The sequence below is a fragment of the Streptomyces sp. NPDC055955 genome, assembly GCF_042270245.1.
Classification (GTDB): Bacteria; Actinomycetota; Actinomycetes; order Streptomycetales; family Streptomycetaceae; genus Streptomyces.
Genome location: NZ_JBHJYS010000007.1, coordinates 1 through 16,289, shown reverse-complemented (window position 1 = coordinate 16,289; position 16,289 = coordinate 1). Strand labels below are relative to the sequence as shown.

Below are 16,289 nucleotides of genomic sequence, written 5' to 3'. Positions count from 1 at the left end.
CTGGAGAACCCATGTCGCGTGTCAAGGCCGGTCACGGCCCCGCAGCGCCCGGTCCCGGCGGCGCCCGCGTCGCCGCGGTCGTCGGTTTCCTGGTCTTCGTCGAGCTCATCAGCGGCATCCTCCAGGGCATGATGCCGACCCTGTTGCCGGGGCTCGGCGCCGCTCTGAAGATCACCGCCGGTGACCTGAACTGGGTCAGCAGCGCACAGCTCCTCGCGGCCGCCGTCTCCGTGCCGATCTTCGGCCGGCTCGGCGACCTGTACGGTCACCGCCGCCTCCTGCGTGTCGCCGCGCTGTGCCTCGCCGTGGGCTCCGTACTCGTCGCCTGGTCGCCGTCGTTCGAGCTGCTGCTGCTCGGCCGTGTCCTCCAGGGGCCGCTCGCCGCGCTGCTCCCCCTGGAGATGGGACTGGTCCGCGACCGGCTCAGCCCGGAGGGCGCGCGCGGCGCGATCGGTCTCCTCGTCGGCGCGCTCACCTTCGGCGCGAGCGCGGGAACGGTCCTGGCCGGCCTGCTCAGCGAGGTCGTCACGAGCGTCCACGGCATCCTGTGGATCCCCGCCGCCGCGACCGTGCTCTGTGTCGGCATCGTCTTCTTCCTCGTCCCCGAGTCGAGCACCCGCGCCCGCGGCACCGTCGACTGGGCGGGCGCCGGGCTGCTCAGCGTGGGGCTCGCCGCCCTGCTGCTCGCCATCTCGCAGGGCCCGCGCTGGGGCTGGACCGGCGGCGGCACACTCGGCCTGTTCGCCGTCGCGGCGCTCGTCCTCGCCGTGTGGGTCCTCGTCGAACTGCGCGTGGCGCACCCCGTCGTGGACATCCGCCTCACCGTGAAGCGCACCCTGCTGCCGGTGTACGGGGCGAGCTTCCTGCTCGGCGCCGCGCTGTTCGGCTCGCAGACCGCCGCGTCCCTGTTCCTGGCCGGCCCGCCCGAGAAGCTCGGTTACGGCTTCGGCTACGGGACCCTCGGCATCGGCTGGATGATGGCCCCCTGGGGGCTGATGGCCTTTGCGGGCTCGGCGACAGTGCCCCGGCTCGCCCGGGCGATCGGGGCGCGTGCCGTCCTCGGCCTGAGCGGCGTGTTCATGGCGGCCGGCTATACGGTGCTCGTCCTCGCGCACGCCGAGCCGTGGCAGTTCGTCGCCGCGAACCTCGTCCTCGGCTTCGGCATCGGGCTCGCCCTGAGCGCCATGCCCGCCCTGGTCCTCGACGCCAGCCCCGCCGACCGCACCGGCATCGCGACCGGTGTCTACAACACCTCCAAGACCCTGGGCGGCAGCGTCTCCGGCGCCGTGTTCGCCGCGATCCTCACGGCGATCACCTTCAAGGGCACCGAGATCCCGACCGAGTCCGCCTACACGACCGTGTGGTGGTGCTGCGCCGGTGTCTCGCTGCTCGTCGCCGCCTCGGCCGCCCTGGTCGTACGGACGCGGCAGGCCCCCGCCGGCACGGACACCGCACCGCGGCAGCCGGCCCCGGTCTCCTGACGGCCACGCGCCCCCGTACCGACCGCAGCATCCCTCTCCACCCGCATCACGGAAGGACCCGCCCGCCATGACCACCGGACCGACCACCGAGGCCACCGCCGCTCCCGCCTCCACCGTCCCCCTCCTGTTCCACAACGGGCTGCTCATCGACGGCAGAGGCGGAGAGCCGGTGCGGGACGGTGCCGTCCTCGTCGAGGACGGACTCGTCCGGTGGGCGGGGCCCGGTGCCGAGCGGCCCGAACTCCCCGCCGGCACCCGGGAGATGGACGTGCGGGGCGACGCGATCCTGCCCGGCTTCATCGACTGCCACGTCCACATGGCGGCGCCGGGCGGAGCGCTCGACCACGCCGCACTCGGCGCGATGCCCAGGACCTTGCGCACCTTCCTGTCGGCTCCCAGGATGCGGCAGACGCTGTTCGCCGGGGTCACCACGGCGCGCGACCTGGGCGGCGCCGACGCCGGGCACAGGAAGGCCGTCGACGACGGGCTCCTCGTCGGGCCGCGCCTGCTCGTCGCGATCGCCATGCTCAGCCCCACCGGCGGCCACGGCGACTTCCGCGCCGGAACCGACGACGGCGTCACCGACCCCACGATGAGCCGCCTCGCGGACGGCGTCGACGACTGCCGGCGCGCGGTGCGCGACCTGCTGCGCAAGGGCGCCGACTGCATCAAGGTCGCCGCGACCGGCGGCGTGTGGAGCCCCACCGACCAGCCCGACGACGACGGGTTCCTCGAGGACGAGATCCGCACGATCACCGAGATCGCCGCGGGCCACCGGGGCAAGCGGGTCGCCGCGCACGCCCAGGGCCGCGGCGGCATCCTCAACGCCGTGCGCGGCGGCGTCGCCAGCGTCGAGCACGGCTATGAGATCGACGACGAGGCCATCGACCTGATGCTGGAGCGCGGCACGTTCCTCGTGCCGACGCTGACCACGGCGAACACCGACCCCGACCCGCTGAAGGCCGCGAGCTGGGCGTACGCGAAGAAGAAGCACTGGCAGAGCGTCGCGCGCCGGCACATCCCGCACGCCATCGAGCGCGGCGTGCGCGTCGCCATGGGCACGGACTGCGGCATCGCGGCGCACGGCACGAACCTGCGCGAGCTGGCACATCTCGTCGAGTGCGGCATGACGCCGATGGGCGCGATCCTCGCGGGGACGTCCGAGGCGGCGGAACTGCTCGGCCTGGCCCACGAGATCGGCACACTGGAGCCCGGCAAGCGCGCCGACCTCGTCATCGCGCGCGGCAACCCGCTCACCGACATCGCGTCCCTCGGCAAGCCCGAGAACGTCCTGCTCGTGGCGAAGGACGGCGTGCCCTACAAGGACACGGACGGCCTCGCGGCCTGACCGTCACCCGTCCCACGCAGGGACGCGGCCCACGGGCCGCGTCCCTGCGGGCGCTGATATCCGCAACGGACCACATCGCCGTGTCCGTGGGGGGACGACCGCCCGGCGCGGCAGCGCCTCGCGTGTCCGGCGACCGCGCGCGAGGGATCAGAAGCCGGGCAGCGAGGCCTGTACGGCCGCGGAGCCGTCCGCGCCGTAGCGGGAGCTGTTCACCGCCCCGCCGACGAGACCGAGCACCAGAAACGCTCCGACCAGCACCTTCGCCGTCGCGCCCAGGAACAGCGGCCGCGTCGCGGACGGGCCCGAGAGGGTGCCGACGACGGCGTCCGGCGCCGACTGGTCGCCGAAGAGCCGCTTCGGGTACGCGGGGGTCAGCAGCAGCACGTACGCGCCGAGCCGCATCCGGTAGCGCAGGACCGCCGCCGTCGCCTCGAACAGCGGCAGCGGCATCCGACCGAGGAACAGCACGACGAGCCACGACAGCGCGGAGAAGACCCACCAGCCGGCGGTGGCGACCACCGCGACGAGCGCCGCGGGGATCACCAGAAGTGGCCGGAACAGCACGGCCGGCCGGTTGAGGCGCACGGACTGCTGCATGCGCACCCGCACCGGGTGACCCATCGGTGCGTCGAGCTCGAAGGGCGGCCAGCGGCCGGTCAGCAGCATCGCGCAGGCGTTCACGCGGATGTCGTAGCCGAGGAACCCCGCCAGATACCGCTCGACCGGAGCGGGCAGCCGCCCCAGCAGCAGCGCCGCGAACCAGCCGGCGACCACCACGAAGAACGCCGCCACCGACAGCACGGCCAGCACGACGAAGTGCGGCAGGAGCAGCAGGAGCCGCACCAGCACGGCGAGCCGGTTCTGCCGCCCCGGCTGCGGGATGTCCAACTCGGGCAGGGCCTCGGCGCCCGGAAACAGCGGGACCGTGCCGTACTGGGGTTCCATGCCGGTAACTCTGCCGACGGGAGGACGCCCGGGCACCCCGGGTCGTCCGCCCGAGTGGTCGGCGGGGGCCGGGGCGCACGCTCCCGGCGTCTTGCGATCGCACGCACCGGCCCCGGCCGCCGCGGACGACAAGAAGGGACGAGGGGCCGGGGTCGCCCCGCCGCGGCGGGGTGCGGCTCAGCTCACCCCCCGGTCCCGGCCCTCCCAATACGGCGCCCGCAGCTTGTACTTCTGGAGTTTGCCCGTGGCCGTGCGGGCCAGTTCGTCGCGGAACTCGACCGACGTGGGCGCCTTGAAACCGGCCAGGCGTTCCTTGCAGTGGCGGATCAGTTCGTCCTCCGTGACCGCCGAGTCGGGGGACCGGACCACGAGCGCCTTGATCGTCTCCCCCCACTTCTCGTCCGGGACACCGATGACGGCGACCTCGGCGACGCCTGCGTGACTGAAGAGCGCGTCCTCCACCTCGATGGACGACACGTTCTCGCCGCCGGTGATGATCACGTCCTTCTTGCGGTCGCTGATCGTCAGATAGCCGTCCTCGTCGACCGTGCCGCCGTCGCCCGTGTGGAACCAGCCGCCCGCGAGGGCCTTCGCGCTCTCCTCGGGCTGCTCCCAGTAGCCCTCAAGGATCACGTTCGACCGGGCGAGCACCTCGCCCTCCTCGTCGGTGCGCAGCGTCACGCCGAGCGCGGGCGCCCCGGCCCGCACCAGCTTCTCCGCGCGTGCCGACGTGTCCAGCCCGTCCCACTCGGCGCGGCTGCGGTTCACCGTGAGCAGCGGCGACGTCTCCGTGAGGCCGTAGATCTGGATGAACTCCCAGCCGAGTTCGGACTCGACGCGGGCCACGGTACGGGTGGGCGGCGGCGCCCCGGCGACGATGATGCGGACCCGGTCGCGCCCCGGGATCGCGCCCTTCCAGGAACGGGCGGCGTCCAGGACGGCGTTGACGACGGCGGGCGCGGCGCACATCACGCTCACGCCGTGTTCGTCGACGCGGCGCAGGATCTCGGCGCCGTCGACCTTGCGCAGCGCGATCTGGCGCACCCCGAGCGCGGACATGGCGAACGGCATGCCCCAGCCGTTGGCGTGGAACATCGGCAGCGTGTGCAGGTAGACGTCCCGGTCGGTGACGCCCGCGTGCAGGGCGAAGGTGACGGCGTTGACCCAGATGTTGCGGTGGGTGATCTGGACGCCCTTGGGCCGGGCGGTCGTGCCGCTCGTGTAGTTGATCGTGGCGGTGGCGTTCTCGTCGGGCGTCCAGGGGGCGGGGTCCGCGCCGAAGCGGTAGAGCTCGGAGTCGGCGGCCGCCCCGATGGTGAACCGGTGCTTGGCGGGGACGCCGGCGAGGCGGTCCGTCAGTTCGGGGTCCACGAGGAGGACGTCGGCGCCCGAGTGGGAGACGACGTAGCTCACCTCCTCCGCGGTGAGACGGAAGTTGACCGGGACGAGGACGCGGCCGTAGCCGCTCACCCCGAAGAACGAGGTCAGCAGCCGCGCGCTGTTCGGCGACACGACCGCGACGCGGGCGCCGAGCGGCACCCCGAGCGCGTCGAGTCCGGCGGCCTGGGCGCGCGCCAGCTCGGCCACCCGGCGGTAGGTGAGGTCCTCCCAGGGTTCGGCAGGCTGGACCGGTTCGTCGACGACGCCGATCCGGTCCCCGTAGACGGTGGCGGCACGTTCCAGAAAATCAAGGGCCCCGAACGGGACGATCATCCTGGCCTCCCGAGCACAGACGATGAACAACAGATCAGGTTCTGTCCGCCCACAGCATGGGCGAACCGGGCTCGCGTGGCATTACCTCCGGCGTAATCGACCCTCGTCCGCCCGCCCGGCAGGCTGAAGGCATCCGGAACCCGGGCGGCGCACTCCTCCCGGGCTCCGGTCCCGCACCCGACCTGACTGGAGGCCGATTCGCATGTCCGTCATCTCCGTTCACGAAGCCGCCGTCGCCCGCTACTTCGAGGCATGGAACGCCGAGGGCGCAGACGCCCGGGCCGAGGCCGTCGCCGCCGCGTGGAGCGAGGACGGCAGCTACACCGACCCCCTGGCCGACGTGACCGGGCACGAGGGCGTCGCCGCCGTGATCGCCGCGGCCCGTGAGCAGTTCCCCGGATTCGCGTTCCGGCGGACCGGCACGGTCGACGCGCACCACGACATCGCCCGGTTCACCTGGGAGCTGGTGTCCGCCGCGGACGGCTCCGCGCCCGTCGCGGGGTCCGACGTGATCTCGCTGGCCAAGGACGGCCGGATCCGTACGGTGCAGGGGTTCCTGGACCGGATCCCGGCGGCGTGACGACTCCCGCTAGCGCAGCGTCACCGTGAGGCTCCGCCCGTACGTGTGGCGGGTGTCCACGTCCAGGCGGGTGCCGCCGGGGACGCGGGTCACCCGCACCTGCGGGTCCGCGGTGACTTCGCGAAGTGGACGCCCGTGGAGCAGGACGGTCACGGTGTCGCGCCGCGTCGTGGGGTCCGCGACGGCGACTGTGACCGGGTCGCCGTGGCCCCGCCCGCGCCGCACCAGCACCGAGGCGGGGCCCTCGACGCGCAGACCCGCGGTCTCGTGGCGGCCGGGCGTGAAGGTGTTCACGGCGGTCAGGCCGAGGCCCTTGTGGGTGACGGCCTGGAGGCGCGGTGTGTTCGCGTGGACCGTCAGCGGGCCGTCGTGGCGCGTGTACGAGCGCAGGGCGGCCTCCGCCGCGTTCGGCACCAACGCGTAGGCCAGAGAGGCCGGTTCGGCTCCGGCCGCATGGTCGACCGTCACGCCGAGGACCGTGCGGGTCACCGCCGTGTCCGGGTTCGCGGTGCGCACCACGCGGCGGCTGCGGGTGACTTCGTCGAGCGAGACCCGCACGCGCGGGGTGTCGAGGAAGACGTAGCCGAGCGACGTGCCGCGGGTCGCGTCGGCGTAGCGCAGCCAGTGCAGGTCGCCGGTGCCCGGGCCGCTCCACGGACGGCCGTCGCGCAGCGCTCCGGTGACCGTGGTCCGGTCGTCCGGTGCTGCCGTGCGGGAGTCGACGGTCGTCGTCACGGCCCGCCCGGCCGCGTCGCCGACATCCGCCGCGAGGACCACGATCTCGTCGTCGAACAGGAACCACGACTTCGTCGACGTCGCGTTGCGATAGACGACGAAGTCGTCGGGCAGGATGCCCTTCTGCTTGTCCCGGTAGGGGACGTCGTCCGACTGCACCATGGCGGCCGCGCCGTACGCGCCGAGCACGGCACCGCCCGAGTGCGGGCCGGTGCCGCAGGGGAAGTAGACGTAGGTGTTCTGCGACTCGGACGACGACGTGAAGTTCAGCGGGTGGCCCGGGTTGTCGTAGTACGGCTTCCCGTAGAGCTCGGGGACGGTGCGGCGCTCCTCGACCGGCGCGGTGACCCCGGCCAGCGCGTACGGCGAGACCGTCGTGAAGTAGTCGACGCCGTACGCCTGCGTCTGGTCCTGGCCGGACAGGTACAGGTAGTACGCGCCGTCGCCCTGGAACCACGGCATGAGGTTCTCGCCGCTCATGTACTCGTACTTGCTGATGCGGCTCGAACTCCGGGCGAGCGCGAAGGCGAAACCCGGCCTGCGGTGCACGGTCCGGTCCATGGCGTTGAACGCGACCGTGCGGGCCCCGGGGTTGAGGTCCTCGGCGGGGAGGGACGCGTCGCCGGTGATGTCGGCGTAGCGCGTGATGCTCACGGGGGAGACGAACGAGGACGGGTCGAGGGCGGCGCGCGAGGTGGCCCGGATGTGTTTGACGTAGCTCTTGAGGGCGGTGGCGTCGGCTCCGGCGGTGTCTTCGGCGAGTGACGCGAGATCCACGACCGCCTCGACGACGATCGCGACGTCGGTGTAGCCGGTGTCGGGGCGGGACACGGCCCGGCCCTTGACGATCTCCATCATCCAGCCCTCGAAGATGAGTGGCGCGAAGCCGTTCCGCACCCAGCCCACCACGGTCGGCACCAGCTCCCCGCCGTGCGCGAAGCCCGTGCCGTCGAGGAACTTGAGGGTCTGCACGACCCGCGTGAGCAGGCCCTTGCCGTACGAGCCGGTGTAGGCGACGGACGCGTGCTGGATGAAGGAGCCGTCGGCGTAATAGCCGTCCGTGACCCCGTGGGCGAGTGCGTACGGGTCGATCGTCGCGAAGACGGTGAGCTGGTCGGTGAGGGCCTTGCGGATGCGGGCCTCGCCGTCGGGGGCGCCGCCCCCGTCCCCGACGAGGAGCGCGCCCTGGAGGATGCGGTTCGTGGTGATGTCGGCGAGGTTGGCGCCCGTGTGGAAGCGGGAGTCGAGGTTCACGTCGCCGTCGGTGCCGTTGCGCAGGTACGCGTCCATGGAGGCGACGTAGGTGCGCAGGAGGTCCGGGCGGTGGGCCTTGACCGCGTCGGCGAGGAGGACGAGGGTCTTGCTGATGTACTGGGAGAGGCCGATCTCCCAGTAGAACCAGTTGCCGTAGTAGCCCTTGGACTGGTCGCCGTAGTAGCGCTCGTGCAGCCACGCGAGGCCGTCGACGACGCGGCGTTGCACCGCCTCGTCGTGGTACAGGTCGGGGGACGCGCCCGGCGCGCGCGTCGCGAGGGCGATCTCGTACAACTGCTTGTAGGCCGTGTTGAGCCGGCCCTCGTCGGTGCCGAGGACGAGCCCGGCGAAGAGTTCGCCGGGGCCGGCCGCGTCCATCGACTTCAGGTTCGCGCGGGCGGCCTTGTCGATGGCGGCGCGCTTGGCGGCCGTCTCCGTACGGGAGTTGGAGGCCTCGGTGCCCGCGAAGACGTCCACAGTGTTGGCGAGGAGCCGCGCGCTGTCCGCGGCCGCGTCGGCGGCGTTCGCCCGTCCGGTGGGGATCACCGTGAGGAGACCCGCGGCTGACAGGGCGGACAGCAGGCGTCTGCGGGTGATCTCCATGGCTTCCTCCGCCGGTGAGTTGGCGTGCTGGCGCGCGGAGTCAAGCAGATGGGCCCGAGGGCGACAAGGGGTCCACGGGCCCGGGGAGGGAAAGCGCGTACTGGCTTGTCCGGTAAGGGTCCCGGCACGGCGGTCAGACGGGCAGCCAGTCGGCGCCCTCCCCCGCCGCGCCCGGGACGACCTGTCCGAAGACGACGTCCGCGAAGTGGATGCCGAAGCCGAGGGTGCCCGGCTGCTGGAGTTCGCTGATCAGGCTGCGCCGGTGGCGTTCCGACTGGGCCGGGTCGCCCTCCGACACCGTGAACCACTCGGGGTGGCGCACCTGGAGCGGCGAGTGCAGCGCGTCCCCGAACGCGAGCAGGCGACGGCCCCGCGAGGTGATCGTGAAGCCGGTGTGGCCCGCGGTGTGGCCGGGCAGCGCCAGCGTCTGCACACCCGGGAAGATCTCCTCGCCGGGGACGACGAGCCGCAGCCGGCGCTCCAGCGCGGCGAGCGCCCCGGCGGTCAGCCCCGGCATCTGATGGCGGTTCTCCCACTCGCTCTTCGGCACGGCGAACGCGGCCGCCGTGAACACCGGCGGATCCGCGCACGCCCATCCGATGTGATCCCGGTGCAGATGGGTGAAGGCCACGACCTCTATCTCGTCGGGCCGCGCCCCGAGCCGCGCCAGATTGTCGAGCAGCGAACCGCCGTGCACCGCGCCGATGTACGGGTGGTCGGGGTCCTCCGGTACGGAGTGCGGGCCGAACCCCGCGTCGATGAGCAGCGCCCGCCCGTCGGACTGGACGAGCAGGCCGCCGGTGTTGGCGACCAGATGGGCGGTGTCGTTGAGATAGGCGGCACCGACGTCCGCCCGTGGCGGCTCGGGCGGCTTGAACAGCATGGCGCCGTCAGGCACGTAACTGACCTTCAGATCACCCACCTGCACGGAACACACGGCAGAGGGCCTGCGCAGTCGCCTGTCGTTCACGGATCGGTCTCCTTGGTGATGTTCCGAACGGGCGCGGATGTGGCCCGCGGCCCGCAGAAAGCGACGGCGCCGGAACCCCGGACGAGGGTCGCGGGGAGGTGCGCCGACGGCACGCACGCTCCCCGCGACCACATTCCCGCACCCGCTTCGCGGCTAGCCGCGCTTGCGCAGCACGGTCGCCGCAAGGCCCGCACCCACCAGGGCGACCACGCCGGCGGTGACCATGCCGGCGTGCAGTCCGCCGAGCGTGGCGGCCGCGTCGGGACCCGAACCGCCCGCGAGGGCGTTCGTGCGGGCGGCGGCGATCGCGCTGAGACCGGCGACGCCGATCGCGGCGACGTACTGCGGGAGCTGCGACAGGCCGCCGACGACGCCCTGGTCCTCCTCGCTGACGCCCGTCGTCATCACGGTGATGAAGGAGACGACGCTGAAGACGTGGCCGAGGCCCATGACCGAGGACGTGATGACGAGCGGCGCGATGGTGCCGCTCTGCGGCAGGGTGAACATGGCGACGGTGCCGGCGCCCTGGATCAGCAGGCCGGCCGCGAGGACCCGCGGGCCGCCGAACCGGCCGAGCAGCTTGGAGACGTACATGCCGCCGAGCATCGCGGCCGCGCCCTCGCCGAGGTAGCTCAGACCGGCCTGGAGCGGGGTGAAGCCGAGGACGTCCTGCATGTAGAGGCTGAGCAGCACGGTCGTGCCGGCGCACATGCCGAAGGTGACGACACCGAACAGGCCGGACCACTTGACGGTGGGGCGGCCCAGAACGCTGAGCGGGATCAGCGGTTCGGGGTGGCGCCGCTCGACCAGGAGGAACACGCCGAGCAGGACGAGGCCGCCGACGATGGAGCCGAGCGAGTCCACGCGGACCCAGCCCTTGTCGCCGCCGGTGGAGATGCCGAAGACGAGACCGAACAGGCCGAGCGTGGCGAGGACCGCGCCGGGGATGTCCATGCGCCGGGCGGCCGCGGACTCCCGCATCACGGGCAGCGCGAGCGCGCCGGCCAGGGCGACGGCGCCCATGACGCACAGCACGACCATCGTCCAGCGCCAGCTGAAGCCGCTGGTGATGACGCCGCCGCCGAGCGCGCCGAGCACGAAGCCGAGCGACATGACGGCGCCGTTGAGGCCCAGGGCGCGGGCGCGCTGCGGGCCCTCGGGGAAGTAGCCCGTCATCAGGGCGATGGCGGCGGGGGCGATCATCGCGGCGGCCGTGCCCTGGCCCACGCGGGTGGCGATCAGGACGCCGGGGCCGCCCGCGAGGGCGGCGCCCAGCGAGAACAGGGTGAACAGGGCCACGCCGAACGTGAAGAGCTTCTTGCGGCCCACGAGGTCGGCGACGCGGGCGAACAGCGGCAGCAGGCTCGCGGAGGGCAGCAGGCTCGCGGTGGCGACCCACTGGAGCGTGCCGGGCGAGGAGAAGCCGAGGCTGCTGCCGATGTCGGGCAGGGCGACGGTGACGATGGAGAAGTCCAGGCCGCACATGAAGGTCGCGCAGCACAGGGTGATCAGGACGAGCCAGCCCCGCGTGCTGAACGAGCTGTCGGCGGGGCCGACGTCGGCGACCGGCGGTGGCGGGGCGAGGACACCGGTCTCGACGAGGGGATCGGTGGGGGGAGAGGACTCGGTGACAGCCATCAGGGGTGTCCTTTCGTATGCGATCGGGCCTGACCAGCATCGAATCGGGGCACCTGCGCAACAAGAACGATCTGTGCAACGATCGATTCGCCGGGCTCATCGTTCGAGGTGAGCGGGTGAGTGAGGGGTACGAGGCCGGGGACGGGGAGGACATGGAACGCCAGGAGATCGAGATCTTTCTGACGCTGGCGGAGGAACTGCACTTCGGCCGGACCGCCGAACGCGTGGGTGTCTCGCAGAGCCGTGTCAGCCAGACCATCGCGCGCGTCGAGCGCCGCATCGGCGCGAAGCTGTTCGAGCGCAGCAGCCGCCGTGTGACGATGACGGCCATCGGGGAGCAGCTGAGAGACGGGATCGGCCCTGCTCAGCGCCGCATCGAGGAGGAGATCGCCAAAGCCACGGCGGCCGGCCGGGGGATCACCGGCACGCTGCGGATCGGCTTCTCGGGGGCGTTCACCGGCCATCTGCTGCACAGCGTCGCCGCGGTGTTCGCGCGCCGTCACCCGGGTGTGGACGTACAGATCCGACAGGTGCAGATATCCGACCCGTACGGGCCGCTGCGGGCCGGGGACATCGACCTTCAGGTCACCGAACTCCCGGTGGCGGAGGCCGACCTGACGACCGGTCCGGTGCTGCTGTCGCAGCCGCGGGTGCTCCTGATGCCGTCCGCGCACCCGTTCGCGCGGCGCGAGACGCTGAGCGTGGAGGATCTGGCGGAGGCGACGCTGCTGACGGTGACGAGGCCGGTGCCGGCCCACTGGCTGGACCATCACTTCCCGCGGCAGACGCCGTCGGGGCGGCCCATTCCGCACGGCCAGGCGATCACGCACTGGGAGGACGCGCTGTCACTGGTCCTCGCGGGCAAGGGGGTGACGCCGGTCGCGGCGGCGGGTGAGCGGTACTACGCGCGCCCCGGCCTGGCGTTCCGGCCGTTCGCCGATGCCCCCCGCATCGAGTACGCGTTCATCTGGCCGGCCGACCACGAGACGGGCCGGCTGCGGGCGTTCGTGGGTGCCGCGCTGGAGCATGTGCGCTCGCTGGGCGGGCCCACCAGGGCGCTGGAGACCCTGTGGGAGTCCGAGGGCGGCGCCTGAGGGACGTCAGGGCCGCGGACGGTGGTGCGGGGCACGGTCAGCGGACGGCTCCCGCGGCGGAGAGATAGCGCTGGTCGGGGCGGTCCTGGAGCATCGCGTGGTGCAGGGACCTGGTGGTGGGCGACGGGGTGATGCCGAGGTCGTCGCCCATGCGGCGGCGCAGCGACTGGTAGACCTCGAGCGCGGCGGCCCGGCGGCCGGACGCGTACAGGGCGCGCATCAGCTGGGCGTGCACGTTCTCGTGGTACGGGTGCTCCTCGACGAGGGCGACGGCGTCACCCACCGCCTCCTGGAACCGCCCGGCCGACAGCAGCGCGTCGACCCGCACCTCGCAGGCCGCGAGGTGGGCCTCGTTCAACACCCTGGACTGTGCGGTGAGTTGGCTGCCGGCCTTGACGTTGCAGAACGGGGTGCCGCGCCACATGGCGAGGGCCTCGCCGAGTACCTCGGTGGCGCGCTGCGCCTCGCGCTCCTCCATCAGACCGCGCGCCTCCAGGACGAGCTGCTCGAAGCGGGGCCGGTCCCATTCGGTGTCGGCGAGCTTCAGGACGTAGCCGTTCCCGTCGGTGACGAGGCGGTGTTCGGCGATGTGGCGGGCGGTGGTGCCGGTCGCGGTGGCGAACGTCTTGCGCAGGGACCCTATGTAGGTCTGCAGCGCGGTGGTGGCGGTGCGGGGCGGCTCGTGGCCCCACACCTCGTTGAGCAGCGTCGGTACGGACACCCGGCGGTTGGCTCTGGCCAGGAGCAGGGCGAGTACCTGCCGCTGTTTGGGCGCGGTGGGCGTGATGTCGCGCCCCTGCTCGGATACGTCGATCGGACCAAGGAGACGGAACTCCACAGCCCCTCCCTCGTGATGGACGCGCAGTCCGTTTCGGCGGACGGCGAGTGGGTGGACAAACAGGTCGTGGTCCCTACGGTGCGGTACGGTGCGGGGTGTGCGGACACCCGCCGTGGCCGAGCCTGCGCTGCGCGGAAGCGGCGGAGACCAGCGTCGCGTGGCGGTGCCAGCCGGCGTAGGAGCGGCCGGCGAAGTCGTGCAGTCCGAGCTCGGTCTCGGCGGCTCCGGCCCGTGCGGCGGCGCGCCCCGCGATGAGCGCGCCCGCCTGGAAGTGGCGGTCGGGGTGCAGGTTGGTCAGCCAGGTCCGGTCGGGCCGGACGGACGGCGATGTCCATTCCCCGACGAGCAGACAGGGCCGGTCGCCGCCGGGCAGCGGCACCAGCGTGGACAGCGCGCCGAGGCGGGCACTGCCGTGTTCCGTCCGGGCGGCGGTACGCGGTGCCGCGTGCCGGCGGACCAGGGTGCGCACGGTTTCGAGCGGCGGGCGGGGGGCGGTGCTCAGGGCGGGCGCGAGGGCGAGGCGGAGGGTGTCGGGCACGGCGACGATCCAGTCGTGGCCGCGTGCCTCCAGGCCCTCGATGAGCGCTTCGGCATCCAGGTGGCCTTCGGGGTCGATGACGACGGGCGCCCGGCGGGTGGTGGTCCGCGCGAGCCGGTCGAGCAGCGCGAGGCAGAGCCCGGTGGCGTCGGTGTAGCCGGTGGAGCCGGGGATGCGGGCCTGCTCGCGCAGCCGGCTGTCCGCGGTCCATTCGCGCGGCAGGTAGAGCTGCCAGTCCACGGAGACGTCGCCGAGCCCGGAGGTCAGGAACGCGCCCAGTGCCAGCTGGCAGTTGACGGTGCGTCCGAGGCCGGGCACGAACCGCCGGTGGACGCCGGCGGCGAGGCTGCCCCGTTTGGGGATCACCACGGGGGCCACGGTCCAGGCCCGCACGGGTGTGTGTCCGGCGACCCAGCGGGTGAGCTCGGCGCGGACCGGACGCCATTCCCAGGGGCTGACGTTGACGAACTGCTGGAGCGACTGCGACGCCGTCGGGGACGGGGTGACGGAGGCCGCCATCCGCCGCAGCGACTTCTTGCCCGGGGTGGTCAGCAGCCCCTTCACATAGACCTCGGCCCACCGGCGCTGATCGGCGCGCGGCAGGTGGGCGAAGAGGCGGTGCACGGGCGGCGCGGGGGCCGCGCCGGTGGTCGGTGCGCTGTCGTCGAACGTCCGGTCCATGAGTGGGCTCCTCTCTCTGCGTGGCCGCCCAGGAAATATAGCGAACGTTCTCTATTTTTCTAGCCCAGTTCTCGGAGCCGGCGGGGAGAAGCGCGGCAAGAGCGTGCCCCTCCGTCCGACGGCAGGGGTTCTGAGCTGGGAGGGAGTGCGCTCAGGGGTGCGTGGAGGGGAAGTTGAATATGTGGGTGCGGGCGTGATCCGGCCCGTCGTCGGGTGCCGCCGAGCGGACGGTCCGTGCCCGGAACAGTGCATTCAGTTGATGCACGCACGCCCGAAGGGCCCTGTCCCTTACCTGAGTCGAGGGCGCCGACCCGTGAACGCCGGTCCCGTCAGAGGGGCTTGGCCGGGGACGCGAGCGCGCTCAGCGCCTGGAGCGCCTGCGTCAGCTCGCCCTTCGGGTCGGCGCCGTACGCGTCCCGCAGGGCGCCCCGGGACGACGTGGTGGCCTCGACGCCGGCCATGACGTACGTGAGCAGCGCGGCGGCGGAGACCGGGGTCAGCCCCGAGCCGGGGCGCTCGTCGGCCCAGCCGCGTTCCATGCTCTCGCGCAGGTGCGGGACCCAGGCCGCGTACCAGTTGGACTCGGCGTCGCGGCCCTCGCGGGTGAAGCGCGCGGCGGCCCTGATGCACGGGGTGGTCTCCAGGGCCTCGGCGAGCGCCAGGGTGTCGACGAGCGCGCCCCGCAGCCCCGGGTCGGCCCCGTCGCCGTGCAGCACCGCGCGCGTGGCGGCGGCCCCGGCTTCCTGGACGGCGTCCGCCAGGGCGGACTTCGACGAGAAGTGGAAGGTCAGGGCGCCCATGGTGACCCCGGCCGACTTCACGATCCCGAGCAGGGAGGTGCCGGCGTACCCGTGGGCGGCGAACTCGGCGGCAGCGGCCTCGATGAGCCGGCGCCGGGTCAGTTCTGCTCTCTCCTGGCGTGCCATGGATCTACCGTAGGTCAAGACTTTCCCAAGAACACCCCATGGGCGGCACCCCGGAACGTTCTTGGCAGGTCGGTCGCGCCCGAGTGGCGAAATGACGCCTCCCGGCCTTCACCCGCACCTGCTTGACTGCCCGTCATGATCAAGGACGTACGTGACATGGACGGCCGGGTAGTGATGATCACGGGGGCTTCGTCGGGCATCGGCGCGGCGGCGGCGCGCCTGTTCGCCGGCAGGAACGCCCCCGTGGTGCTCATGGCCCGCAGACAGCAGCAACTCGACGCGCTCGTCGAGGAGATAGCGGCGGACGGGGGAAGAGCGGTGGCCGTCGTCGGGGACGTGCGCCGCGGCGAGGACGTGGAGCGGGCCGTCTCCACCGCCGTGGAATGCTTCGGCAGGCTGGACGCCGCCTTCAACAACGCCGGTCACGCCACGCTCGGCAAAGACCTGCACGAGACGCCGGACGACGACTTCGACGCCGTGATGGACATCAACGTGCGAGGCGTGTGGAACTGCCTGCGCCACCAGATCGCCGCCATGCTCCCCACCGGCGGCGGCTCCATCGTGAACACGGCGAGCACGGCGGGCCTCATCGCCACCGGCGTCGGCGCCCCCTATGTCGCCGCCAAGCACGCGGTGATCGGCCTGACGAAGGCGGCCGCCGCCGAGTACGGCACGCGCGGCATACGCGTCAACGCGCTCGCCGTGGGCAGCACGCTGACCGAGATGATGGAGTCCGTCATCGACCAGGCGCCCGGTATCGAGAAGACCTTCTTCGCGCGGGCCGTCCAGCAGCGCTTCGCCGCGCCGTCCGAGGTCGCCGAGGCGGCGATGTGGCTGTGCAGCGACGCGTCGTCCTTCGTCACCGGTGCGACCGTACCCGTGGACGGCGGGGTCCTCGCCGTCTGATCCCTGAACGCCCGCGCTCCGGCCGGCCCAGGGCCGGCC

13 protein-coding genes are annotated in these 16,289 nt (G+C 72.6%); 5 read left to right on the top strand and 8 right to left on the bottom strand.

From position 1 onward, the window contains the following. Positions 1-11 precede the first annotated feature (11 nt). Together ACFC96_RS15865 and ACFC96_RS15860 are read left to right on the top strand one after the other, a co-directional pair. Positions 12-1,481, top strand: coding sequence for an MFS transporter (locus tag ACFC96_RS15865; protein WP_376255543.1), 1,470 nt, complete (start codon positions 12-14; stop codon positions 1,479-1,481). 67 nt (positions 1,482-1,548) lie between these two features. Next, on the top strand, positions 1,549-2,829 hold the full coding sequence (locus ACFC96_RS15860; RefSeq protein WP_376612725.1) for an amidohydrolase family protein: 1,281 nt from the start codon (positions 1,549-1,551) through the stop codon (positions 2,827-2,829). Positions 2,830-2,976: 147 nt separating this feature from the next. Here ACFC96_RS15860 and ACFC96_RS15855 read toward each other — a convergent pair whose 3' ends face one another. Continuing rightward, entirely contained in the window at positions 2,977-3,774 is a 798-nt protein-coding gene (locus ACFC96_RS15855; protein ID WP_376612723.1) for a DUF4389 domain-containing protein, read from the bottom strand. Between the two features lie 177 nt (positions 3,775-3,951). Then, a complete protein-coding gene (locus ACFC96_RS15850) occupies positions 3,952-5,487 on the bottom strand; it encodes an AMP-binding protein (RefSeq protein WP_376612721.1) in 1,536 nt (511 codons plus the stop codon). Between the two features lie 202 nt (positions 5,488-5,689). Here ACFC96_RS15850 and ACFC96_RS15845 point away from each other — a divergent pair, with 202 nt between their 5' ends. Further along, positions 5,690-6,067, top strand: coding sequence for a nuclear transport factor 2 family protein (locus ACFC96_RS15845; protein WP_376612719.1), 378 nt, complete (start codon positions 5,690-5,692; stop codon positions 6,065-6,067). A 9-nt stretch (positions 6,068-6,076) separates the two neighbouring features. Here ACFC96_RS15845 and ACFC96_RS15840 read toward each other — a convergent pair whose 3' ends face one another. The 3 genes from ACFC96_RS15840 to ACFC96_RS15830 all read right to left on the bottom strand — a co-directional run bounded on the left by ACFC96_RS15840 (position 6,077) and on the right by ACFC96_RS15830 (position 11,267). Continuing rightward, positions 6,077-8,659 (bottom strand): polysaccharide lyase family 8 super-sandwich domain-containing protein, encoded by a 2,583-nt coding sequence (locus ACFC96_RS15840; RefSeq protein ID WP_376612717.1) that lies wholly within the window; start codon positions 8,657-8,659, stop codon positions 6,077-6,079. 133 nt (positions 8,660-8,792) lie between these two features. After that, positions 8,793-9,629, bottom strand: a complete 837-nt coding sequence (locus ACFC96_RS15835) for an MBL fold metallo-hydrolase (RefSeq protein ID WP_376255555.1) — start codon at positions 9,627-9,629, stop codon at positions 8,793-8,795. A gap of 153 nt (positions 9,630-9,782) precedes the next feature. Then, positions 9,783-11,267, bottom strand: a complete 1,485-nt coding sequence (locus ACFC96_RS15830) for an MFS transporter (protein ID WP_376255557.1) — start codon at positions 11,265-11,267, stop codon at positions 9,783-9,785. A gap of 116 nt (positions 11,268-11,383) precedes the next feature. Between ACFC96_RS15830 and ACFC96_RS15825 the strand changes: the two genes are divergently transcribed. Further along, a complete protein-coding gene (locus ACFC96_RS15825; protein WP_376255559.1) occupies positions 11,384-12,361 on the top strand; it encodes a LysR family transcriptional regulator in 978 nt (325 codons plus the stop codon). Between the two features lie 37 nt (positions 12,362-12,398). Here the strand turns inward: ACFC96_RS15825 and ACFC96_RS15820 are convergent, their stop codons facing one another. The 3 genes from ACFC96_RS15820 to ACFC96_RS15810 form a co-directional block, all read right to left on the bottom strand. Continuing rightward, positions 12,399-13,199 (bottom strand): BTAD domain-containing putative transcriptional regulator, encoded by an 801-nt coding sequence (locus ACFC96_RS15820; protein ID WP_376255561.1) that lies wholly within the window; start codon positions 13,197-13,199, stop codon positions 12,399-12,401. Between the two features lie 73 nt (positions 13,200-13,272). Further along, positions 13,273-14,418: an IS701 family transposase gene (locus tag ACFC96_RS15815; protein ID WP_376255563.1), complete on the bottom strand. Its 1,146-nt coding sequence runs from the start codon at positions 14,416-14,418 to the stop codon at positions 13,273-13,275. Between the two features lie 329 nt (positions 14,419-14,747). Then, positions 14,748-15,344 (bottom strand): TetR family transcriptional regulator, encoded by a 597-nt coding sequence (locus ACFC96_RS15810; RefSeq protein ID WP_376612715.1) that lies wholly within the window; start codon positions 15,342-15,344, stop codon positions 14,748-14,750. 135 nt (positions 15,345-15,479) lie between these two features. On the opposite strand from ACFC96_RS15810, the gene ACFC96_RS15805 reads away from it, so the two are divergent. Beyond that, positions 15,480-16,250, top strand: a complete 771-nt coding sequence (locus ACFC96_RS15805) for an SDR family NAD(P)-dependent oxidoreductase (protein WP_376612713.1) — start codon at positions 15,480-15,482, stop codon at positions 16,248-16,250. The last annotated feature ends 39 nt before the right edge of the window (positions 16,251-16,289 follow it).

What these genes read in the sequence shown, in the direction of transcription:
- ACFC96_RS15865 (WP_376255543.1), top strand. Translation starts at nt 12, where the DNA reads ATGTCGCGTGTCAAGGCCGGTCACGGCCCCGCAGCGCCCGGTCCCGGC.
- ACFC96_RS15860 (WP_376612725.1), top strand. Translation starts at nt 1,549, where the DNA reads ATGACCACCGGACCGACCACCGAGGCCACCGCCGCTCCCGCCTCCACC.
- ACFC96_RS15855 (WP_376612723.1), bottom strand. Translation starts at nt 3,774, where the DNA reads ATGGAACCCCAGTACGGCACGGTCCCGCTGTTTCCGGGCGCCGAGGCC.
- ACFC96_RS15850 (WP_376612721.1), bottom strand. Translation starts at nt 5,487, where the DNA reads ATGATCGTCCCGTTCGGGGCCCTTGATTTTCTGGAACGTGCCGCCACC.
- ACFC96_RS15845 (WP_376612719.1), top strand. Translation starts at nt 5,690, where the DNA reads ATGTCCGTCATCTCCGTTCACGAAGCCGCCGTCGCCCGCTACTTCGAG.
- ACFC96_RS15840 (WP_376612717.1), bottom strand. Translation starts at nt 8,659, where the DNA reads ATGGAGATCACCCGCAGACGCCTGCTGTCCGCCCTGTCAGCCGCGGGT.
- ACFC96_RS15830 (WP_376255557.1), bottom strand. Translation starts at nt 11,267, where the DNA reads ATGGCTGTCACCGAGTCCTCTCCCCCCACCGATCCCCTCGTCGAGACC.
- ACFC96_RS15815 (WP_376255563.1), bottom strand. Translation starts at nt 14,418, where the DNA reads ATGGACCGGACGTTCGACGACAGCGCACCGACCACCGGCGCGGCCCCC.
- ACFC96_RS15810 (WP_376612715.1), bottom strand. Translation starts at nt 15,344, where the DNA reads ATGGCACGCCAGGAGAGAGCAGAACTGACCCGGCGCCGGCTCATCGAG.
- ACFC96_RS15805 (WP_376612713.1), top strand. Translation starts at nt 15,480, where the DNA reads ATGATCAAGGACGTACGTGACATGGACGGCCGGGTAGTGATGATCACG.